Raw genomic sequence first — 21779 nt, 5'->3', positions numbered from 1 at the left:
GCCATCTATAATGGACAGGCTGGCTATATTATGCAAACGGCGACGCACGTTATCCCCAAAGCGGCTTCCGCCTCACCGCTTTGGAACGCAAGAAAGTAAAAGCTCTTAAGATGATGGGGCGGCAAGGTGCGGGCTATGATTCAAATGATGGCGCAGACTCATGGCGATAATTGCCAGCAGAATCATCATCACCGCTTCAACCCCGAGAAAACCGATCATCGCCTGTGGGTAGCTGCCGTGGTGATGGCGCATCAGGGCTAGCAGCAGTGAACCAAACACCGCCGGGCCCATGCCCAACGTCGCCTGCTGTAGCGTGCTGAGTAGCGCACTGCCTGCACCCGCATCATTGGCGGTAATATCGCGCATTCCCACCCGATAGAAACAGTTCACAATCAGCGCCTGGCCATAGCCAATCAGCGCCGTCGAGGGTACCAGCGCCAGAGTGGTCGTTGTTTGACCATAGTGATGGAAGGTTTCCATCAGCAACAACAAACCGCTTATCTGCACTGCCAGCCCGGCCAATAGAATTTTCCCCATGCTATGACGGGCTATCAGCTTAGGCGCATACAGCGCCGACAGGAAATAGGCGACGCCAAGGGCGACAAAGCTATTGCCTGACTGCCACGGTGCCATGCCCAGGCCGGACTGCATGGTCAACGCCATGCAGAACATAAAACCGGACCAGGCGCTAAAGAACAGCAGGGCAATGACCATCCCAAAACGGACGCTGGCCAGTTTCAGTAGCCGTGGCGGCAGCAGCGGATGTTCACCGCGCAGCTCTTTACGCAGGGCGCTGGCACGCATCCACAGCAGCAGGGGAATAATCGCCAGCAGCATCAGGCGCAGAGACCACGGCCAGTGTAATTCCGGGCCCAGCGCCATTGGGAACAGCAGGCAGCAGAGAACCAGCCCCAGACTTAGCGTACCCTGCCAATCGATGCGGGCATGTCCATCGCGACGGGTTTCCGGCACATAGCGGCGGCTAAAGGCCAACACCAGCAGGCCAATTGGCACGTTGATGAAAAAAGCGTTACGCCAGCCGAGACCGGCGATATCCGCTGAAACCAGCCAACCGCCGCACATCTGGCCGACAATAAATGAAACGCCGCCGATACCACCGTAGAGACTGATGGCGCGGGCATGCGCAGTGCCTTTCAGCGTCACGTGCAGAGTGGCGAGAATTTGCGGCACAATCAGCGCCGCCCCAGCACCCTGCAAGGTCCGTGCGGCCAGCAACGCGCTAATCGAGTTAGCCAGGCCGCACAGCAGCGAAGCGAGGCTGAAAATTGCCACCCCCCACATAAACAGACGGCGGCGGCCGTAGTTGTCGCCGAGCTTGCTACCCATCGCCAGGCATACGGCGAACGCCACGCCGTAGAGAGCCACGATAAGCTCGAGCTGGGTGGCGCTGGCGTGCAGCGACGCAGTGATTGAGTCGAGGGCGACATTGGTGATTGAGGTGTCGATTTGCGGCAACATCAGGCCGGTTAGCAGCAGGAACAGCCCTGCGCGATCGGGGGAAATAGCAGACGTTTTCATGGTGACTCCATTGCGTCATTCAGCGATTGGCCGTAGCATCGCTGATTAGATAAACGGGTACCAGTTCCTGGTTATACTGGTACTGACGCTACCATGCTGGAGATATCATGAGCCTCATCAGCCACAGTGAAATAGACACTTCCCTCTCGCGATTGGACGATAGTCGTAAGCAGCTTGGTACGTTTTTGCGGGCGCGTCGGGAAAGCCTCGACCCGCAGCGACTAGGGCTGCCGCGGAGTGGTCGGCGGCGCACGCCTGGGCTGCGTCGTGAAGAGGTGGCGATGTTGGCGGATGTAGGGGTGACATGGTACACCTGGCTTGAACAGGGGCGAGAGGTAAATCCATCGGTGGCGGTGATGCAGGCCGTCGCCGAGGCGCTGCAATGCAGCCCGCTGGAGACACGGCACTTATTTGTGCTGGCAGGGTTAACGCCGCTTGAGGACACTCATGTTTCCCAGTGTGAAGGCATCAGCCCCGGTGCGCGGCGCATGTTGGATAGTCTGCTGCCCCAGCCCGCCAGCATCCAGAAACCCAATTTTGATATTGTGGCGTGGAATGATGCCTTTTGTCGGCTGATGGGCGTTGATTTTGCCACTATCCCGGAAGATGACCGCAACTGTATCTATCTCTATCTGACCCATCCCGGTTGGCGCAGTCGGCTGGCGAATCGCGATGTTCTCACCACCTTTGTCTCCTATTTTCGCGCTGCGATGGCCGATCACCGGGGGGAATCCGCGTGGGAAAACAAGCTCGCCCGCTTCTTCGCGGCCTCCGCTGAGTTTGAGGCGCTATGGCATAAGTGCCATGAGGTGCGCGGCGTCGAAAATCAGATTAAGAATTTCCATCACCCTGAATTCGGCGATTTTCAGCTCCAGCAGATGTACTGGTACTCCGCGCCGCGTAATGGCTCGCGGCTGCTGGTCTATTTACCGGTGGATGAAGCGGGGGAGGCGGTGCTGGCGAAACTGTAGAGAGGGAATCTCCCGGCGTCGCTTTGCTCGGCCGGGCGCTGTTTTACGATCCGCTTTCCGCTATTGATGATTGAATCTGAACGTTATCGCCAGTACGCATAAAATCATGTGTGAATGGTGAATTAGCCTTTAATGCAATTTGCCTTATGTGCTAATATTTCAGAGGCGAAAATCGTGTTCAGAATAGTGGTTCATGCGGATGTCAAGGGTGAGCTGCTGGCCCTGCCCGCGTCGGTTCAGGCAAAAATGATTGCTAAGATCGAGAAACTCCGGCTTAACCCCACCGCTTTACGGGAGCCTGACAGCAAGCCTCTCTCCCCGGGACTTTTTGAGATCCGGACATTAGGGGGAATTCAAAGTCGGGGTATCTATGTGTTCCAGAGAAATGAGACGATTTTCTTGCTACGCGTATTTGTGAAAAAAACGCCAAAGACACCTCCAGCAGAGATCCGTCTGGCGCTAAAGCGGCTACAGGAGATGCGAGATGAGCAAGAAGGTTATTGATTGGGATGCGCTGAAAACGGAAATGCTGGCTCAGCCCGATGTTCTGGCGGCATTCAATGCCGAGGAGCGGCGTGAACGGCTGCGTGAGATGTTGGCTCAATGGCGCAACCATGCGGGTCTTACCCGTGCGCAGGTGGCAACAAGAATGGGCGTGAGTGCCCCAACAGTATCGAGAATGGAGGCTAACGTAACCCGCGCGAGTCTGGATACGCTGACGCGCTATGCGCTGGCCTGCGGCGTGAAGCATCCGCAGATCGTTCTGTACTAAACTTTCCCGGCGTCGCTTTGCTCGGCCGGGAAGGGCTGAACTCAATCAGATCTCTGTGATTACCGTGGCTTCCGGCAGACGGGATTTTGGCAGCGCTTTGTTGAAGTCTTCCACGCTGTGATGGCCGACAGGCACAACCACAAGGCTAGTGAAGCCTTTCTCTTTCAGGCCAAATTCGGCGTCCAGAATCTCTGAATCAAAACCTTCAATTGGCACCGCGTCCAGACCCATCGCGCCCATGGCGAGCAGGAAGTTGCCCACGTTCAGGTAGGTCTGACGGGCAGCCCACTGATCGTCATCATGACGTTCTTTACGGTGCAGATCGGCGAAGAAGGTACGGCCCTTATGATTAGCGGCTTTGGCTTCTGGGGTGGCGAAACGGCCATCGGCATCTTCCTGATCGACCACTTTTTCCAGCCAGGCATCATCAATGGCAGTTTTGGCACAGAAGACGACGACGTGGGAAGCATCCAGCATTTTGCGTTCGTTGAATACGTAACCACCCGCCGCGGATTTCGCCACGCGCGCCTTGCCTTCATCGGTGCTGGCGACGATAAAGTGCCATGGCTGGGAGTTGGTGCTGGACGGGCTATAGCGCAGCAGCGTTTTCAGATTGGCTGCCTGCTCAGCGGTCAGTTTTTTGCTGGCGTCGAAAGCCTTGGTGGAATAGCGCGCTAAAGCAACGGATACGATATCCATAAACACTCCTGAATGATGAAAGGCACCGCCAATCGGTGCGTTGAATCACAGAAGGGTACCGCGCTGATTCATAAATGAGAAGGCGTTCAATGCGATAACACTTATCGCATTGAACGTAAAATCAAACCGGGCGCACTCGCTGCTGGACGCGCTTAGGCAGCTTGTTGACCACCAGATTCCACGAATCTTCAATCAGGCTATTCAATAGATCGACGGTGATCTCTTCGCCGGGATAGACCGAAATCCAGTGCTTTTTGTTCATGTGATAGCCCGGTTTGATATGCGGATAGATCGCCTGATGCAGCAGCGATTGCTCGGGATCAACCTTCAGATTGATGATCGGCTCGCCGCGAAGGTAGGCTTTGAGCATAAACATTTTTCCCTCGACGGTGAAAACGTCATATTCCGGCCCAAATGGCCAATAAATATCAGAAAAGGGCAGGGTGAGTGCGAACTCGTGTGCGCACGCGTGCAGGGTTTTACCGTCCATTAGTCACCTTCAGCCAGCGCCAGCCACATGGCTTCGAAGCCCAACGCTTTCAGTTTATCGGCGCGCTGCGGTTCGCGGCTGGCAAATTCAATGGTCGCTTCAGCAAGCGATAAAAAGAGCGCGTCGCCAAAAGCGCGGAAATCATCGGACATAAACACCGCGCGCACCGAACGCTGGCAGAGCTTTTGTAGCTCCGGGAACATGGCACGTACCTGTTCGATGGTTTCGTCGGTGATCTTTTCGCTCACCGCCATGCGGCGAATCGCGTGGTGACCGGTGGGATTGCGCACGCCCCAGTCGATGTAGCTGTTCCAGATGTTGTGAGTAAACTCTTTTGGTGAGACGTTCTCAACCAGCCCGGCAAGCATCGCCTGGCATAGGTCGCTTTTCAAATGCAGATAAAGTGCGTTCAGCAGGTCGTCTTTGGTGGGGAAATAGCGAAACAGTGTGCCTTCAGCAACCCCGGCGCTGCGTGCGATTGTTGCGGTCGAGGCGGCTATCCCCGATTGAGCAATGGCGCTGGTGGCGGCTTCCAGTAACGCTTGTTTTTTATCTTCACTCTTCGGACGAGCCACTACACTTTACCTCTCTGACTGTAAAAAAATGAGATTGAAACATGTTGAGGCCGGAGACTTCAACGTCGATTGTCAAATTTTGAAAATTGCTTGACGATTTTTTCCACTCCTTTCTATAATGAGTGCCTACTCACTCATAATCAACTTTTTTCGTGTGGCTTCCTGGATGAAGCCGGTCTCAGGTCAGGACATGAAACGTCTTATCATCAGTGTGGTTGCCATCATGCTTATTGCCAGTGCAGCAAGTTTACCTTTTGTTCTCAACGCCGGTTTCGGACAGGCCCCGCAGGGCGCCGAGAAAAGCCTGATTGAGCGTTCACCAAACTACCGTGATGGGGAGTTTCAAAACACGCTGCCGACGCCAGGTTTCAGCAGCGATAAAAATATGGTGGTCGCGCTGTGGGAGTTTTTAACCGTCAAGCGTGAGAATGCCCGTCCTCAGCAGCCGCTGCCGCTGGTCCCGACCGATCTCGCCAGTCTGCCGCTCGCGACCGATACCATGATTTGGCTCGGCCATTCATCGTGGTATCTGCAGCTCTCCGGTAAGCGCATCCTGATCGATCCGGTATTTAGCAGCTACGCCGCGCCGTTTGCGTTTTTAAATAAAGCGTTCGACGGCAACTATCCGTGGCAGGCGGCCAATATGCCGGATATCGATCTGTTGATTATCTCGCATGATCACTACGACCATCTCGACTATGCCACCATCAAAGGGCTGATGCCGAAAATCAAACGTGCCGTGGTGCCGCTGGGCGTCGGTTCACACCTGCGTTATTGGGGAATGAAAGATGAACTCATCACTGAGGCAGATTGGCAGCAAAGCGTCACCATTAGCGATGCGCTGAGCGTGCACGTGCTGCCGGCGCGTCATTTCTCCGGGCGTGGTCTGAAGCGTAACCAGACGCTGTGGGCGAGCTTTATGTTCGTCACGCCAACGCAGAAGATTTACTACAGCGGCGACAGCGGCTATGGCCCGCACTTCAAAGCCATTGGTGAACAGTTTGGCAAGGTAGATATCGCCATTCTCGAAGACGGTCAGTATGACCAGGATTGGCGCTACATCCACATGATGCCGGAACAGACTGCGCAGGCAGCGGTGGATCTCAACGCCGAGCGCGTGCTGCCGGGCCATGCTGGGCGCTTCGTACTGGCGAAACACACCTGGGACGACCCGTACAAACGGTTGGCTCAGGCATCTAAAGACAAAGCGTATCGGCTGCTGACGCCGATGCAGGGTGAGCCGGTGTGGCCTGCCGATGCAACGCAAACATTTCGGGCCTGGTGGGAATAACCACCGGCTGTCGTTAAACGAGGGGAGGGGTGTATGACCGAATTAGCCACTCAGGTGATCGACACACTGGTCGAATGGATTGACAACAATCTGCATCAACCGTTGCGTATAGATGAAATTGCCCGCCGGGCGGGCTACTCAAAATGGCATCTACAGCGCATTTTCTTACAGCATAAAGGGGAGAGCCTGGGCCGCTACATCCGTACGCGTAAGCTAAATCTGGCGGCGGACGAGCTGTGTACGACCGATCAAAAGGTTTATGACATTTGTCTTAAGTATGGGTTTGATTCCCAGCAGACCTTTACGCGTATTTTTACCCGCACGTTTAATCAGTCGCCGGGAGCTTACCGTAAAGAAAACCATCGTCCACGGGCGCATTGAACTGCGCCCTTGCCCAGCCAGGGAGCAGGCTGGGGTGATGAGGGACGAGTCCCGCCTTCAGTCCGCGAGTGAAAACCACCGCCGCCACACGTAGCGCATCAACAGGTACTCCACCGTTCCCAGCGCCAGAAACCATACGCAGAACAGAACGGTATAGAGCTGGCTCAAGTCCATAAAGTGGAAGGTTTCCACCAGATTTTGCGCGAGCGTCAGTCCCAGCGAGGGGGCTGGCAGCAGCAGGCACGAGAGAAACGCCATTAATAAAATACCGGCGGCGGTCATCAGAGATTCAAGCGGATGCTTCATGCGATGTTAATCTTTAGTTAAAAATATTATTGTCCGGTAATTTTTAATGGAACGCAATGTTTCTAATTTAAATAATGTTAATTTGGCTAAATGAAATAAATAACAATCCCTACGATAATATTCGTACAAATAAAGTTAAATAATAATCAGGATTAAATTAAATTATTAATTCGTAAATTAACGTCATGCTTACGATAATATTTTTACAAAAGTATAAGTACTGTATCCAATCAGCGTAGCAACCACGATAGCTAGGGCTATGTACAGCGCCAGACGGCGTCCTCTGTAGATTCCGAACATAATGACCTCGTTTAGATGGGGTTTAGGAACATTCTGTAATATTATATTCAGCAAATCAACTTAATGTCGTTTTGAAATTTATAGAGCAAAAGAAATTGTGACTAAACAATTATCTTTTAAACTTAAAAATATTATTTAACGACGACGCCTTGGCCAGAAAGTGAATTCAGGCTTTCCGTTAGCAGGAATTTAAAAGGAAACGTAACTTTGTCTAAAATGATGAACTCTCAGAATGTGCCGCACGCGGGTCGTGACCCGCAAGAGCACGCTTATCAGCTCTCTGCGCAGAAAGTGTTGTCGCAGATGAATAGCCAGCCCGAGGGGCTTAACGCCAGCGACGCGGAAAAGCGTCAGCATATCTATGGCCCGAATGCGCTGCCGGAAAAGAAAGGCAAGCCAGCGTGGCTGCGTTTCCTCGCCCACTTTAATGATGTCCTGATCTACGTGCTTCTGGCTGCCGCCGCGCTCACCGCGGTGATGGGTCACTGGGTGGATACCGCCGTGATCCTCGGCGTAACCGTGATTAACGCCCTGATCGGCCATATCCAGGAAAGCAATGCGGAGAAATCGCTGAAAAGCATTCGCAATATGCTCTCCAGCGATGCGCAGGTGATTCGCGATGGTAACCATATGACGGTGGCGACCACCGAACTGGTACCGGGCGATATCGTGGTACTGCGCGCCGGTGACCGTATTCCGGCGGACATGCGTCTGATTGAAGCGCATAACCTGCGCGTGGAAGAAGCTATTCTGACCGGCGAGTCTACCGTCGTGGATAAACACACCGATGCCCTACACGGTGAACTCTCGCTGGGCGATCGTACCAACATGCTCTTCTCTGGTACGACGGTGAGCGCAGGTGGTGGTAAAGGCGTGGTGGTTGCAATCGGCCAGGAGACTGAACTGGGCCACATTAACCAGATGATGGCGGGTATTGAAAAGCACCGTACGCCGTTGCTGGTACAGATGGACAAGCTCGGTAAAGCGATCTTCGCCATTATTCTGGCGATGATGGCCGCGCTGTTTGTCTTCAGTATGCTGCTGCGTGATATTCCACTCGGCGAGCTGCTGCTGTCGCTGATTAGCCTGGCGGTTGCTGCAGTACCGGAAGGTTTACCGGCCATTATCTCTATCATTCTGTCACTGGGCGTTCAGGCTATGGCGCGTAAGCGGGCGATTATTCGCAAGCTGCCAACCGTTGAAACCCTTGGGGCAATGACCGTGGTCTGCTCGGATAAAACCGGCACCCTGACCATGAATGAAATGACGGTGAAGGCGATTATCACCGCCGACAGCTGCTACCGCGTGGACGGCAACAGCTACGAGCCGCACGGTAACATCTATCTGGAAGGCAGTGACACGGCGGTAAAAGTACAGCCTTATACCGTGCTGGAAACCTATCTGCGCACTATCGACCTGTGTAATGACAGCCAGCTGATTCAAGATGCGCAGGGCCACTGGGGTATTACCGGCGGTCCAACCGAAGGCGCGCTGAAGGTACTGGCGGCGAAGGCTAATCTCGAACAGTTGCGCACTCAACTGATTGCTAAGATCCCATTTGATTCACAGTACAAATATATGGCGACCCACTTCCAGCTCGACGAGCAGGAGACGGTGATGGTCACCGGTGCCCCGGATGTGCTGTTCGCACTGTGCCAGAAGCAGCAGACTTCGCGCGGAGTGATGCCATTTGACCGTAGCTACTGGGAGTCCGAAATGGCGCGCTTTGCCAGCCAGGGGCTGCGCATGGTGGCGGCGGCAACCAAGCCTGCTAACCCGGGTCAGAAAACCCTCGACCATAGCGACTTGCAGGACGGGCTTATCTTCCTCGGTATAGCCGGGATGATGGATCCGCCGCGTCCGGAAGCGGTGGAAGCCATCCACACCTGTCAGACTGCGGGGATCCGCGTGAAGATGATCACCGGCGATCACCCGCAAACGGCAATGAGCATTGGCCAGATGCTGGGGATCCGCAACAGCAGCGAAGCCATGACCGGCTACCAGTTGGAGCACATGGATGACGCCGAGCTTGCCAAAGCGGCGGTAGAGTATGACATCTTTGCGCGTACCAGCCCGGAGCATAAGCTGCGTCTGGTCAAAGCGCTGCAGGATAGCGGTGAAATCGTGGGGATGACCGGCGATGGCGTCAACGACGCTCCGGCGCTGCGTCAGGCTGACGTTGGTATCGCCATGGGCATCAAAGGTACCGAGGTGACCAAAGAGGCCGCGGACATGGTACTGACCGATGATAACTTCGCGACCATCGCCAGCTCGGTAAAAGAAGGGCGTCGCGTTTATGACAACCTGAAGAAGACCATTTTGTTCATCATGCCAACCAACCTGGCGCAGGGGCTGTTGATCATCATCGCGCTGCTGGCGGGCAACATTATCCCGCTGACGCCGGTACTGATTCTGTGGATGAACATGGCGACCTCCGCCACGCTCTCTTTCGGTCTGGCTTTTGAAGCCGCCGAGCGTAATGTGATGAACCGTCCGCCGCGTAAAACCGGCCAGCACGTGATGGATGCCTTTGCTGTGTGGCGCGTTGCTTTTGTGGGCTCGATGATTGCCATTGCTGCGTTCATTCTCGAAGCCTGGCTGGCACCGCGTGGCCACAGCGCCGAGTTTATCCGCACCGTGCTGCTGCAGATGCTGGTCACCGCGCAGTGGGTCTACATGATTAACTGCCGCAGCAGCGACCGCTTCTCCCTGAACAGCGGCCTGCTGAAGAACAAAGGCATTTGGCTTGTGACCGGCGTACTGCTTCTGCTGCAGTTGGCCATCATCTACCTGCCACTGATGCAGACGCTGTTCGGCACTGAAGCACTGCCGCTGCGCTACTGGGGTATCACGCTGGTGATTGGCGCTGCCATGTTCCTGGTGGTAGAAGTTGAAAAACGCCTGACCCGCCGCTTCCGTAAAACCGCATAGTCATCAGTTGCCCCTCTGCCTGTGCAGAGGGGCGCTTTCCCTGCAAGGACTTCCCGATGAAAACAACACTCCGCTTTGCCTTATTGGCCTGCGGGCTGGCTTACTGCACGCTCGCTTCTGCCTCGGCACCGGTGCGCACTGCCACCGTTGAGCGCTCGCCGCATGCGGTTGAGCGTCAACTGCCAGGTCGCGTTGAGGCCATTCACGCGGTGGATATCCGCGCGCGTACCGAAGGCACCATCGTGCAGCGTCACTTCCAGGACGGCCAGGACATTAAAAAAGGCGATCTGCTGTTTACCCTTGACGATGCGCAGCCGCGTGCGTCACTGGCATTAGCTCAAGCCGAGTTAAAAAGCGCCCAGGCTTCGCTGCGTCAGGCGCAGCAGTTGCTGTCCCGCTATCAGAGCCTGAAGACCAATCAGTCGATCAGCCGTAACGATGTGGATACTGCGCAGATGCAGCGCGATGTGGCCGCCGCCGCTGTGGAGCAGGCAAAAGCCCGCGTGAGTGCGCAGCAAATCACCCTCGATTACACCCGTATCACCTCACCGGTCAGCGGCCGCGTAGGGCACAGCGCCTTTCACGTTGGCAGCCTGGTGAATGCCGCCAGCGGCGTGCTGGTGGAGGTCGTCCAACTTGATCCGGTGCGCGTAAGCTTTGCGCTGGATGAGTCTGCGTTCTACAGCAAAGCCGGACAGCATACCGATATTCGCGCACTGAAGGCCGCATGGCTGGCGCAGATCACGCTTGATGGCCAGCGTGAAGAGGGCGTGTTGACCTCGGTGGATAACCGTATTGATGCCCGCACCGCAAGCGTGGCGGTGCGCGCTGAGTTTGCTAACCCGCAGCACCGGCTACTGCCGGGCGGCAACGTCAACGTGACGCTGCGCCCGCAGGCGCTCAATGACAGCGTGATGATCCCTGTCGCCGCGGTCCAGCAAGATGCACAGGGTTACTTTAGCTGGGTGCTGACGGCGGAAAATACCGCTGACCAGCGTCGGCTTGAGCTCGGTGGCCAGCAGGGCCAATTTTTCGCCGTCGCAAAAGGCTTAAGCGCGGGCGAACGCGTGGTCACTGAAGGCGCACAGCGCCTGACCAGCGGCGCGGCCGTTCAGCTGCTGAATTAATTAAGGAGACAGGATGCTGACGTTCTTTATCCGTCGTCCACGTTTTGCCATGGTTATTGCGCTACTGATGACCTTTGTCGGCGCCGTGGCGCTGAAGCTTATTCCGGTGGAGCAGTATCCACAAATTACCCCACCGGCGGTTAACGTCAGCGCCAGCTGGCCGGGTGCCAGCGCGCAGGACGTGGCGCAGGCCATTGCCGCGCCGCTGGAAACGCAGCTAAACGGCGTTGACCAGATGCTGTATATGGAGTCGACCAGCTCTGACGACGGCGGCTATAGCCTTAATCTGACCTTTGCCGCCGGCACCGATCCGGATATGGCGGCGATTGATGTGCAAAACCGCGTGGCGCAGGCGGTGGCTCAGTTGCCTTCCGTGGTACAGCAAAATGGCGTGCAGGTGCGTAAGCGGGCCAGCAACCTGCTGATGGGGGTGAGCCTCTACTCGCCAAATGGGACGATGCCGCCGCTGGCAGTGAGCAACTATGCCAGCACGCAAATTCGCGAAGCGCTGGCGCGTCTGCCGGGCGTGGGCCAGGTGCAAATGTTTGGTGCGCGCGATTACAGCATGCGTATCTGGCTGCGTCCTGATCGTATGAATGCGCTGAATATTACCAGCGATGATATTGCCAAAGCGCTGAGCGAGCAGCACGTGCAGGGGGCTGCCGGACAGATTGGTACGCCGCCGGTGTTTAACGGCCAGCAGCAGACCCTGACCATTAATGGGTTAGGGCGCCTGACTGAGGCCGATGAGTTTGGCCGGATTGTGGTTCGCAGTGGAACGCAGGGGCAACTGGTTCGCCTCGCCGACGTGGCGAATATTGAACTCGGTGCGCGTAGCTATAATTCCAGCGCCCAGCTCAACGGCGTGGATTCGGCCTATATGGGGATTTACCCGACGCCGACCGCCAATGCGCTACAGGTGGCGAGCGCCGTCCGCGCCGAGCTGACGCGCCTGCAAACCCGCTTCCCGGCAGACCTCAAATGGGAGGTCAAATTTGATACCACCCGTTTTGTCTCGGCCACGATTAAAGAAATAGGCACGTCGCTGGCACTCACTCTGCTGGCCGTGGTGGCGGTTGTCTCTCTGTTCCTGCAAAGCCTGCGTGCCACGCTGATTGTAGCGCTGGCGATTCCGGTTTCGCTGGTGGGCACGTTTGCGGTGCTTTATGTGCTTGGCTACAGCGCCAATACCTTGAGTCTGTTTGCCATTATTCTGGCACTGACCATGGTGGTGGATGATGCCATTGTGGTGGTTGAAAGCGTGGAAGGGCATATGGCAGAGGGCTTAAGCCGTACCGAGGCGACCGCACTGGCGCTGCGCCAGATTGCCGGGCCGGTTATTGCCACCACGCTGGTGCTGCTGGCGGTGTTTGTGCCGGTGGCGATGCTGCCGGGGATCGTCGGTGAGCTGTATCGTCAATTTGCGGTCACGCTTTCCACGGCGGTGACGCTGTCGAGCATCGTGGCGCTCACCTTGACGCCAGCGCTCTGCGCACTGCTGCTGCGTCCGCGTCCGCCGAAACCCGCGGCCTTCTTCCGCGGTTTTAACCGTGGGCTGGATGCCACCCGCAATGGCTACGGCCGTCTGGTGGGATGGATGAACCGTCGTCCGCTGGTGGCTGTGGCGGCGACATCGCTTGCCGCGCTTCTGGTGGCGTGGAGCTTCTCAACGATGCCAAAAGGCTTCCTGCCACAGGAAGACCAGGGCTACGTCTTTGCCAACGTGCAGCTACCTGAATCGGCCTCGCTTGAACGCACTGAAGCGGTGATGGCGCAGGCGCGTCAGCTTCTGGGCGCTCACCCGGCAGTGGAAGACGTGATTCAGGTATCTGGTTTTAGCATTCTCAGCGGCACCAGCGCGTCCAACAGCGGCTTTATTTCGCTGATGCTGAAGGACTGGTCGCAGCGTGAGCCGCTGGACCTGGTGATGGGCGAGCTGCAGCGCCAGCTTCATGCGCTGCCGGAAGCCACGATTATGCTGTTTGCGCCACCGACTCTGCCTGGGCTTGGCAGCGCGGCAGGGTTCGACCTGCGCATTCTGGCACAGGCCGGGCAATCTTCCGCAGAGCTTGAGCAGGTGACCCGCGGGATCTTGATGAAAGCTAACCAGCATCCGCAGCTGAGCCGCGTCTTTACGACCTGGAGCAGCAACGTGCCACAGCTGACGTTAACGGTCGATCGCGACCAGGCGGCGCGTCTGGATGTGCCGGTATCGCGCATTTTCAACAGCCTGCAAACGGCCTTTGGCGGCGCGCGCGCTGGAGATTTTAGCGTCAACAACCGCGTCTACCACGTGGTGATGCAAAATGAGATGCAGTGGCGCGAGCGTGCAGAGCAAATCAGCGAGCTGTTTGTGCGCAGCAACCACGATGAGCTCGTGCGTCTGAGTAACCTGGTGACCATCACGCCGACCGTTGGCGCGCCGTTTGTCCAGCAGTACAACCAGTTCCCGTCAGTGTCGGTGAGCGGTTCGGCAGCAGAGGGCGTCAGCAGCCGAACAGCGATGGCGCACATGGAATCGCTGTTGGCCGAACACCTGCCGCAAGGCTACGACTACGCGTGGAGCGGCCTTTCCTGGCAGGAGCAGCAGACCGGCAATCAGGCAATATGGATTGTGCTGGCGGCGGTGGCGATGGCGTGGTTGTTCCTCGTTGCCCAGTATGAAAGCTGGACGCTGCCGGCAAGCGTCATGCTCTCGGTGCTGTTCGCTATCGGCGGCGCACTGCTGTGGCTGTGGGTTGCGGGCTACGCCAACGATGTGTACGTGCAGATAGGGCTGGTGCTATTGATAGCCCTGGCGGCGAAAAACGCGATTCTTATCGTTGAGTTTGCCCGCGAGCGCCGCCAGTCCGGGTTGTCGATTGTCGATGCGGCGCGTGAGGGGGCGACTCGCCGCTTCCGCGCGGTCATGATGACGGCGGTGTCGTTTATTATCGGTATCATGCCGATGATGTTCTCCACTGGCGCCGGGGCGCAGAGCCGCCGCATCATCGGGACCACGGTGTTCAGCGGAATGCTGGTGGCGACGGTGATTGGCATCCTGTTTATCCCCTCGCTGTACGTACTGTTCCAGCGGCTGCGTGAGTGGGCGCACCGCCGGGCGGGCTAACCCATCTGCGCGAGCTGATGACGTAGCACATCGACCCCCGGCGCAATGGCGTCGGGGTTGATAGCGTGGAAACCCATGCGGAAAAAATTATCCGGTGGTGCGGCATCAAGAAAATGCCGCGCGCCGGGTTCAATCAACACCCCGGTATGCGCCGCCCGCCACGTGAGCTGTTGGGTGCTGATATGCGGCGCTGTGCGTAGCCAGAAGGCGTTAGCGTGTTCGCTACCGGGCAGCAGTTGGCACTCTGGCAGCAGTGAAGAGAGGGCGTTATTGAGCATCTCCCAGCGGCGCGCGGAGTCGTCACGGTAGCGCCGCAGATGGGTTTCGTAGTGCCCTTGCGCCAGGAAATGCGCCATCTGATATTGAATATTGGTCGGCGGGTGCCGGTATACCAGACGGCGTAGCGCTCGCGCTTCATCAATTAAATCTGGATCGGCGACCATAAATCCCAATCGCAGCCCTGGCGACAGCGCCTTTGACAAGCTGCTGACGTAGACAACCCGTCCGCTGCAGTCGCTGGCTTTCAGTGCCGGCAGCGGATTGGCCTGGAAATTACTCTCCGAATCGTAATCATCTTCAATAATCACCGCATCGTGCTGCGCCGCGTAGCTCAGCAGCTGGCTGCGGCGGGCTTTACTCATGGTGACGCCGGTCGGCACTTGATGTCCCGGCGTCACATAGTAGTAATCGCACGGTGAATCATTCAGCACGATGCCCTGCTCATCAACCGGGTGCGGCACAATCTGGCTTTCGCCGAGCATGAAGGTGTTGATGGCCTCGCGAAAACCGGGGTTCTCCACGCCGATGCGAGTCTGCCGCGACATCAACAGGCGGGTGAGCAGATACAGCGCGTTTTGCGAGCCCAGGGTTATCAGGATTTCATCGGGTGCGGCGACAATGCCGCGCTTGGGCAGCACGCGAGTACGAATCTGCTCAATCAGCATCGGCACGTCCTGATCGATATGGTCGACCACCCAGGCCGGATCGCGCGCGCCACCGTGCAGCCAGTTAGCAGCCGAACGCCAGCTGGCCAACGGGAACTGACGGGTATCCGGTTGGCCGTAGATAAACGGGTAGCGATAATTCATCCAGCCAGCGGGCTTCAAAATAGACTCCTGCTGGCTTGGCGTGATGTTGAGCCGTTTGCCCCATGATGGTGCACGTTCTCCGTCGATGGGTGCAGGGGCAGCGCTGCTAAGGCGCGGTGCGCAATAGTCCGGATGCAGGTAATATCCGCTGCGCGGACGGCTAATCAGGTAGCCTTCGTTGACCAGGCTTTCAAACACCAGCGCGGTGGTATTGCGTGAAACCTGAAGCTGGCTTGCCAGCTGGCGACACGAGGGCAGCGGCGTGTCGGCAGGAAAAATACCGCCTAAAATGGCGTTCACCAGCGACTCACGCACCTGCTCTTGTAAACCGCGCTGATGGTCAAAATCCACGTGCAGTAAGTGCCGAATCATACGCTGCTCCTTCCAGTATTCGCTTTCTTAGCATTCAGCAATTTTTGTACCAGCCTGAAATCGTCTGACACAACGGCGCGCGAAAACTGGCTCTATTCAGAATGCAAAAAGTCTCCCTACAGTAAAAACGTCACCAGCGACTGCCTCACTTTGCCGCTGTCGGCACATATCTTGCAATGCTTCCAGGGCATCTGGAATTCACGTATCGGGCATTTAAACAGGGGTCACACGATGAAAAAAACGATGGGTTCGTATTATCTGGCCGCCGTGATGGCGATGACCTTTTCTTTGCAGGTGGCTGCGGCCGATTTACCAGAAATTGAAAAGTCCGGAACTTTAAAAGTGGCAACCGAGGATGATTATGCGCCGTTTAACTTTATGAATAATGGCAATGCCGACGGATTTAACAAGGATATGCTGGCGGCGCTGCGTGAATACGCCAAATTTAACGTCACGCAAAGTATTTTACCGTGGACCGGATTATTAGCGGCGGTGTCTACCGGGCAGTACGATATGGCGTTAACTGGTGCCGTCGTTACCGATGAGCGCCTTAATGTGTTTAATTTTACTCCGCCATGGGCGTCGGCTCAGCACTATTTTGTTAAGCGTGCGGGCGACACTTCATTAAATACTATTGCCGATTTAAGCGGTAAGAAAGTAGGCCTCCAGGCGGGCAGCGCATTATTAGCCCGTTTACCTGAACTGAAAGCAATGATTGAAAAAACCGGCGGCAAGCTGGGGCCGGTAGTGGAATACCCTTCCTACCCGGAAGCCTACGCCGATTTAGCCAATAAGCGCCTCGACTACGTCATTAACGTGGTGATCTCTGTTAATGACCTGGTCAAAGCCAAGCCGAAAGTCTTTGCCAAAGGGCTGGCGGTTTCCGGACCTGGCTACATGGCGTGGCCCATTCCGAAAAACTCACCAGAGCTGTTGGCTTATATGACCAAATTTACCAACCACATGCGCGAAACCGGCCAGTTGGCAGCACTGCAGAAAAAATGGTTTGGCGAGACCTACGATGACCTGCCGACCGAGCCTATCACCAGCGCCGCGCAGTTTCACAAGTTAGCTGGGCAGTAATTATGGCTGCGGGAAACCGCAGCCCGTTTGATTTAAAAGGAGGGCAACATGGACTCAATCGCATGGCAGTTACTGTTTGAAGGCGCATGGACGACCCTCTGGATTTCCGCCATCGCCATCGCTTTCGGCGTAGTGATTGGGCTGCTTATCGCCTTTGTGCGAATGATGAAAATCCCGGTTATCGATCAAATTTTGGTGGTCTATATTAGCCTCGCTCGCGCCACGCCGCTGGTGACGCTGGTGCTGTTTCTGTTTTTATCACTGCCGACCGTTGGCATTAACCTCGATAAAACAGTGGCGGCAATTGTGGCACTGACGCTCAATACTTCGGCGTTCAATGCGGAAATTTGGCGTAATGCGTTTCGCACGTTTCCCCGTGAACAGCGTGAAGCGGCGGAGTCGGTAGGGATGCGGCGCTGGCCCTATTTCCGTTACATCATGCTGCCACAAATGTGGCTGGAGAGCCTACCGGCGCTGGTAAATGAGATGTCCTTTTTAATCAAAGGCAGCCCGGCGATAGCGGTGATTGGCGTGGTAGATCTCACTCGCGTCACCAACCGTATTGCCTCCGTGACCTATGAGCCGTTGTCGCCCATTCTGGCGGCAGGGCTGCTGTATGTGGTGATTATTGGCCTGCTGCTGAAACTGCAAAGCCTGGCAGAACGTAAAGCAAAACGACTGGCGCGCTAAGTCCCGGGAGGAACGATGAATCAATGGGCAATTATCTGGGCCGAGCACGATAACTTTATCGCCGGGCTATTGGCGACCTTAGAGTTGTTTATTATCGCCGCTGTCTGTGGCTTATTTATTGGCACGCTGCTGTGCTATATCACCGAGTATCAAAAGCGCGTGCTGAATAACCTGATTATGGGCTTTGTGAATCTGATGCGCGCCGTGCCATTTTTGATCCTGGCCTATCTTCTGTATTACGGGTTGCCCGAGTTGGGAATCAGTCTGGAAGCGTGGACCGCCGGGTTATTGGCACTCATTATTTATCATGGGGCCTATTTCTTTGAGATTCTTCGTAGCCAACGGCGGGTATTCTCCAATGGCTATATCGAAGCTGCGGTGGTGCAGGGGTTCTCTCGCTACACCCTATTTCGCCGCATTGTTCTACCGAATATTTTCTCTTCCGCACTGCCGCTGTTGGGCAATCAGTTAATTATTTGCCTGAAAGACACCGCATTTCTGAGCATTATCACCGTGCAGGAAATTACCGCCGCCGCGAACAGCGTGCAGGCAACCTATTTCATTCCGTTTAACGCCTTTATTGTCGCCATTGCGCTGTATTGGGCCATCAGCATTGTTCTTGAACTGCTGGTGAAACGGTTGACTGTTTATAGCGCCAAGAGAGGAATGAGCCATGTCTGATATCACGGCGGTTAGCGTCAAAAATGTCTCCAAGCAGTTCGATAACGTGGAAGTGCTGCGCGATATTAATTTGACGGTGGAAAAGGGGACGGTGGTGAGCATTCTGGGTTCTTCCGGCTCGGGAAAATCGACGCTGCTGCGCTGTATGAACTGGCTTGAACAGCCCGACCGCGGGGAGATTCACATTGGCGGGCAGCGTATTGGCGTCGATGACCGTTCCGGTAAGGCGATGTCGCATCGCGATTTGTCGAAAATCCGCGAGCGGGTAGGGATGGTGTTCCAGAGCTTTAATCTGTGGCCGCACCTGACCGTTGAGCAAAACGTGATGGAGGCGCTGTTGCATGTGAAGGGGATGAAGCGCGATGAGGCGCGGGAAATTGCCCGCCAGCAGTTGACCAAAGTGGGCATGGATCATAAAGCCGATGCTTATCCGATAACGCTTTCCGGCGGCCAGAAACAACGGGTCGCGATTGCGCGCTCGCTGGCGATGTCGCCGGAGGTGTTGTTGTTTGATGAACCGACGTCGGCGCTCGATCCCGAACGTGTAAATGAAGTGTTGAGCGTGATGAAATCGCTGGCTGCGGAGGGCTACACCATGGTTGTCGTCACCCATGAAATGGAATTCGCGCGACAGGTATCGAATGAAGTGGTGTTTCTGGAGAAAGGCATCTTGATTGAGAAGGCGCCGCCGGAGATCTTCTTTACTCAGCCGAAGTCGGAAAGGGTGAAACAGTTTTTGCAAAGTAGCCGGTAAGTGCGTTTTGAGGGGGAGTGTTGATTTGCCCCTCACCCCGGCCCTCTCCCTGGAAGGGAGAGGGGGTATGACGAACCTAACCATTATCAATCAAAAAAAGGCCGTCAGGCCGAGACTCCAGGCTCAATAAACCACGCCGAACGGTCCCCTCTCCCCAGTGGGGAGAGGGTTAGGGTGAGGGGATGTGTCCTCAGCAAACTCAATCTCTATCAATCGCAAACGACTGCCAGGCCTGGCGTACCGGCATCACTTCGACGCGGTTAATGTTCATATGATCTGGCAGCGTGGCGATATAAAACATCTGCTCGGCAATATCGAGCGCCGACAGCGGCGTAGTGCCGCGATAAAGCGCATCGGACGCGGCCTGGTCGCCCTTGGTACGCACTAGCGTAAATTCTGTTTCGGCAATCCCCGGTGCGAGGTCGGTGACGCGTACGCCTGTTCCTAACAGGTCGCAGCGCAGGTTATAGCTAAACTGCTTCACAAATGCTTTGCTTGCGCCGTAGACGTGGCTGCCTGGATACGGCCATTGCCCGGCAATCGAACCAATATTAATAATACTGGCTCCGGCCCCATGGCGAACCAGCGTCGGTAATAGGGCGTGGGTGACGTTTACCAGCCCGGTCACATTGGTGTCAATCATCGTATGCCAGTCTTTTAGATCTACCTTTTGCGCTGGCTGCGGTGCCAGCGCCAGCCCGGCATTGTTGATGAGCGTGGTGACATCGGCAAATTCTGCGGGCAGTGCGGCAACGGCTGATGCCACGGCGTCGCTATCGCGTACGTCCAGCTCCATTACATATACCGGCACGAGCGATGCCAGCTCGGCCTGTAAAGCCTCAAGTCGGGCCAGACGACGGCCGCTTAGCACCAGCGACCAGCCTGCGCGAGCAAAAACATGCGCTGCCGCTTCTCCAAAGCCGGAGGTTGCCCCGGTAATAAATACCACTTTACGATTTTGCATTGTGCTCTCCTGTGCAGGTTGTGTATCTCACTATAAAAACCGAGGGCTAACCTGCCGAGGGACAGTCTGCGCACGGCGATGTGACACCGGTGTCACAGCGGCAAGACTACACTGGCTCTATCACTTTCTTTTTCGCCGACGACATGATGAGTCACAGCCAACGGTATGCGAGGAATGACCATGACAGAGTTGAATAATAAAGCGGTACGCCAACTGGACAGAGAGTATGTTTTTCATTCCTGGACGATGCAGGGCAACCTTAACCCGCTGGTGATTGCTGGGGCAAAAGGGTGTGAACTGTGGGACTACGAAGGGAAAACCTATCTTGATTTCAGCAGTCAACTGGTGAACGTCAATCTGGGATATCAGCATCCGAAAGTGCTGGCAGCGATGAAGGCACAGCTGGAATCACTGGTGACCATTGCTCCTGCCACCGCCAACCTGGCGCGCGGCGAAGCGGCGAAACGTATTATTGATCTCGCGCCGGAAGGGTTTAGCAAGGTGTTCTTCACCAACGCCGGCGCTGATGCCAACGAGAACGCAATTCGTATGGCGCGACTGTATACCGGACGTGACAAAGTGCTGTCGGCCTACCGCTCTTATCACGGCAACACCGGCAGCGCGATTGCGGCCACCGGCGACTGGCGTCGTGTGCCGAACGAGTACTCGCGCGGCCACGTGCACTTTTTTAACCCGTACCTCTACCGCAGCGAGTTTAACGCAACCACCGAGCAGGAAGAGTGCGCCCGTGCGCTGGCCCATCTGCGGCGGATGATCGAATGCGAAGGTCCGAAATCGATCGCGGCGATTTTGCTGGAGTCTATCCCTGGAACCGCCGGGATTCTGGTGCCGCCGGAAGGCTATATGAAAGGGGTTCGGGCGCTGGCGGATGAATTTGGTATCATCCTGATCCTTGATGAAGTGATGGCCGGTTTTGGCCGTACCGGCAGCTGGTTTGCTTTTGAACAAGATGGGATCGTGCCGGATCTGATCACTTTCGCCAAAGGTGTTAACGCAGGGTACGTTCCGGCGGGTGGCGTGATCATTAGCGAGGCGATCGCTCGTTACTTTGACGATCACTTCTTTGCCGGTGGTTTGACCTATTCGGGGCACCCGCTGGCGATGGCGGCGATTGTTGCCACACTGGATACCATGAAAGAAGAACGTATCGTTGAAAATGCTGCGGCTATCGGCAACGGTGCGCTGCGTCAGGGGCTGGAGTCGCTGGCGGCATCGTCGGCTCTGGTGGGCGAAGTGCGCGGTCGCGGGGTGTTCCAGGCGCTGGAATTGGTCAGCGACAAGACCCAAAAAACGCCGCTAGCGGCAGGCGACATGGCGGAAATCAAAGGGGCGCTAACCGAAGCCGGGCTGCTGAGTTTTGTGGTGGAAAACCGCATTCACGTGGTGCCGCCATGTACGATCACCGCTGAGCAGGTGCAAAAAGGGTTGGGGATTTTGGGGAGCGTGCTGGGGAATTTTGCGCATTTAGCGAAGTCGTGATGGGCAAAAAGCCCGATTAATTATCATGCTGTTTAAGCAACAATTCCGTTCACCTTGTGTTTTGTAGAATATGAAACATCTGTACCTGTGAACGGGCTAAGGGGGGCGCCGCGCCCCCCTTAGCAATCCCCGCGGCCCCGCAGCGAAATCGGTGCT

General features: G+C 56.0%; 20 protein-coding genes. 13 read left to right on the top strand and 7 right to left on the bottom strand.

Annotated features, from left to right (window positions below):
- Positions 1-105: 105 nt before the first annotated feature.
- The gene (locus tag KP80_RS11430; protein WP_052283769.1) at positions 106-1539 is read right to left on the bottom strand and encodes an MFS transporter; all 1434 of its coding nucleotides are present in this window, start codon (positions 1537-1539) and stop codon (positions 106-108) included.
- A gap of 107 nt (positions 1540-1646) precedes the next feature.
- Between KP80_RS11430 and KP80_RS11425 the strand changes: the two genes are divergently transcribed.
- From KP80_RS11425 to KP80_RS11415, 3 genes are all read left to right on the top strand, one after another.
- Complete coding sequence (locus KP80_RS11425; RefSeq protein WP_052283768.1) at positions 1647-2510, top strand: helix-turn-helix transcriptional regulator; 864 nt, start codon at positions 1647-1649, stop codon at positions 2508-2510.
- Between the two features lie 174 nt (positions 2511-2684).
- Positions 2685-3014 carry a type II toxin-antitoxin system RelE/ParE family toxin gene (locus KP80_RS11420; protein ID WP_052283942.1) on the top strand — a complete coding sequence of 110 codons (330 nt, stop codon included), beginning with the start codon at positions 2685-2687 and terminating at the stop codon, positions 3012-3014.
- Positions 2995-3282: a helix-turn-helix domain-containing protein gene (locus KP80_RS11415; RefSeq protein ID WP_082221737.1), complete on the top strand. Its 288-nt coding sequence runs from the start codon at positions 2995-2997 to the stop codon at positions 3280-3282. Before KP80_RS11420 ends, KP80_RS11415 begins: the two co-directional genes overlap by 20 nt.
- Before the next feature lie 45 nt (positions 3283-3327).
- Here KP80_RS11415 and nfsB read toward each other — a convergent pair whose 3' ends face one another.
- The 3 genes from nfsB to KP80_RS11400 form a co-directional block, all read right to left on the bottom strand.
- The gene (gene nfsB / locus KP80_RS11410) at positions 3328-3981 is read right to left on the bottom strand and encodes an oxygen-insensitive NAD(P)H nitroreductase (protein WP_052283767.1); all 654 of its coding nucleotides are present in this window, start codon (positions 3979-3981) and stop codon (positions 3328-3330) included.
- Between the two features lie 121 nt (positions 3982-4102).
- Complete coding sequence (locus KP80_RS11405; RefSeq protein WP_052283766.1) at positions 4103-4471, bottom strand: MmcQ/YjbR family DNA-binding protein; 369 nt, start codon at positions 4469-4471, stop codon at positions 4103-4105.
- The gene (locus tag KP80_RS11400; protein WP_052283765.1) at positions 4471-5046 is read right to left on the bottom strand and encodes a TetR/AcrR family transcriptional regulator; all 576 of its coding nucleotides are present in this window, start codon (positions 5044-5046) and stop codon (positions 4471-4473) included. Before KP80_RS11400 ends, KP80_RS11405 begins: the two co-directional genes overlap by 1 nt.
- A 190-nt stretch (positions 5047-5236) precedes the next feature.
- Here KP80_RS11400 and KP80_RS11395 point away from each other — a divergent pair, with 190 nt between their 5' ends.
- Both KP80_RS11395 and KP80_RS11390 read left to right on the top strand, forming a co-directional pair.
- On the top strand, positions 5237-6337 hold the full coding sequence (locus KP80_RS11395) for an MBL fold metallo-hydrolase (RefSeq protein ID WP_052283764.1): 1101 nt from the start codon (positions 5237-5239) through the stop codon (positions 6335-6337).
- 33 nt (positions 6338-6370) lie between these two features.
- Positions 6371-6718, top strand: coding sequence for a RamA family antibiotic efflux transcriptional regulator (locus KP80_RS11390; RefSeq protein ID WP_052283763.1), 348 nt, complete (start codon positions 6371-6373; stop codon positions 6716-6718).
- Positions 6719-6775: 57 nt separating this feature from the next.
- Here KP80_RS11390 and KP80_RS11385 read toward each other — a convergent pair whose 3' ends face one another.
- The gene (locus KP80_RS11385) at positions 6776-7024 is read right to left on the bottom strand and encodes a DUF1158 domain-containing protein (RefSeq protein WP_052283762.1); all 249 of its coding nucleotides are present in this window, start codon (positions 7022-7024) and stop codon (positions 6776-6778) included.
- A 516-nt stretch (positions 7025-7540) separates the two neighbouring features.
- Between KP80_RS11385 and KP80_RS11380 the strand changes: the two genes are divergently transcribed.
- Genes KP80_RS11380 through KP80_RS11370 form a run of 3 tightly spaced genes read left to right on the top strand, consistent with a single transcriptional unit; the run spans position 7541 to position 14491 of the window.
- The gene (locus KP80_RS11380; protein ID WP_156315651.1) at positions 7541-10255 is read left to right on the top strand and encodes a cation-transporting P-type ATPase; all 2715 of its coding nucleotides are present in this window, start codon (positions 7541-7543) and stop codon (positions 10253-10255) included.
- A gap of 56 nt (positions 10256-10311) precedes the next feature.
- The gene (locus KP80_RS11375; RefSeq protein ID WP_052283760.1) at positions 10312-11382 is read left to right on the top strand and encodes an efflux RND transporter periplasmic adaptor subunit; all 1071 of its coding nucleotides are present in this window, start codon (positions 10312-10314) and stop codon (positions 11380-11382) included.
- Between the two features lie 13 nt (positions 11383-11395).
- Positions 11396-14491, top strand: coding sequence for an efflux RND transporter permease subunit (locus KP80_RS11370; RefSeq protein ID WP_052283759.1), 3096 nt, complete (start codon positions 11396-11398; stop codon positions 14489-14491).
- Here the strand turns inward: KP80_RS11370 and KP80_RS11365 are convergent.
- Entirely contained in the window at positions 14488-15951 is a 1464-nt protein-coding gene (locus KP80_RS11365; protein ID WP_052283758.1) for a PLP-dependent aminotransferase family protein, read from the bottom strand. The genes KP80_RS11370 and KP80_RS11365 overlap by 4 nt on opposite strands.
- 231 nt (positions 15952-16182) lie before the next feature.
- Between KP80_RS11365 and KP80_RS11360 the strand changes: the two genes are divergently transcribed.
- Genes KP80_RS11360 through KP80_RS11345 form a run of 4 tightly spaced genes read left to right on the top strand, consistent with a single transcriptional unit; the run spans position 16183 to position 19159 of the window.
- The gene (locus tag KP80_RS11360) at positions 16183-17034 is read left to right on the top strand and encodes a transporter substrate-binding domain-containing protein (RefSeq protein ID WP_052283757.1); all 852 of its coding nucleotides are present in this window, start codon (positions 16183-16185) and stop codon (positions 17032-17034) included.
- Between the two features lie 48 nt (positions 17035-17082).
- On the top strand, positions 17083-17724 hold the full coding sequence (locus tag KP80_RS11355) for an amino acid ABC transporter permease (RefSeq protein ID WP_052283756.1): 642 nt from the start codon (positions 17083-17085) through the stop codon (positions 17722-17724).
- A 15-nt stretch (positions 17725-17739) separates the two neighbouring features.
- The gene (locus KP80_RS11350) at positions 17740-18405 is read left to right on the top strand and encodes an amino acid ABC transporter permease (protein ID WP_052283755.1); all 666 of its coding nucleotides are present in this window, start codon (positions 17740-17742) and stop codon (positions 18403-18405) included.
- Positions 18398-19159: an amino acid ABC transporter ATP-binding protein gene (locus tag KP80_RS11345; RefSeq protein ID WP_052283754.1), complete on the top strand. Its 762-nt coding sequence runs from the start codon at positions 18398-18400 to the stop codon at positions 19157-19159. Before KP80_RS11350 ends, KP80_RS11345 begins: the two co-directional genes overlap by 8 nt.
- Before the next feature lie 199 nt (positions 19160-19358).
- On the opposite strand, the gene KP80_RS11340 is transcribed toward KP80_RS11345, so the two are convergent.
- Positions 19359-20123, bottom strand: coding sequence for an SDR family NAD(P)-dependent oxidoreductase (locus KP80_RS11340; RefSeq protein WP_052283753.1), 765 nt, complete (start codon positions 20121-20123; stop codon positions 19359-19361).
- A gap of 180 nt (positions 20124-20303) precedes the next feature.
- Here KP80_RS11340 and KP80_RS11335 point away from each other — a divergent pair, with 180 nt between their 5' ends.
- Positions 20304-21623 carry an aspartate aminotransferase family protein gene (locus KP80_RS11335; protein WP_419772955.1) on the top strand — a complete coding sequence of 440 codons (1320 nt, stop codon included), beginning with the start codon at positions 20304-20306 and terminating at the stop codon, positions 21621-21623.
- Positions 21624-21779: the final 156 nt, after the last annotated feature.

This window comes from Kluyvera genomosp. 1, from assembly GCF_001266615.1.
Classification (GTDB): Bacteria; Pseudomonadota; Gammaproteobacteria; order Enterobacterales; family Enterobacteriaceae; genus Kluyvera; species Kluyvera cryocrescens_A.
The sequence above is the reverse complement of the archived record's forward strand: the minus strand, read 5'-3'. Positions and strand labels throughout refer to the sequence as shown.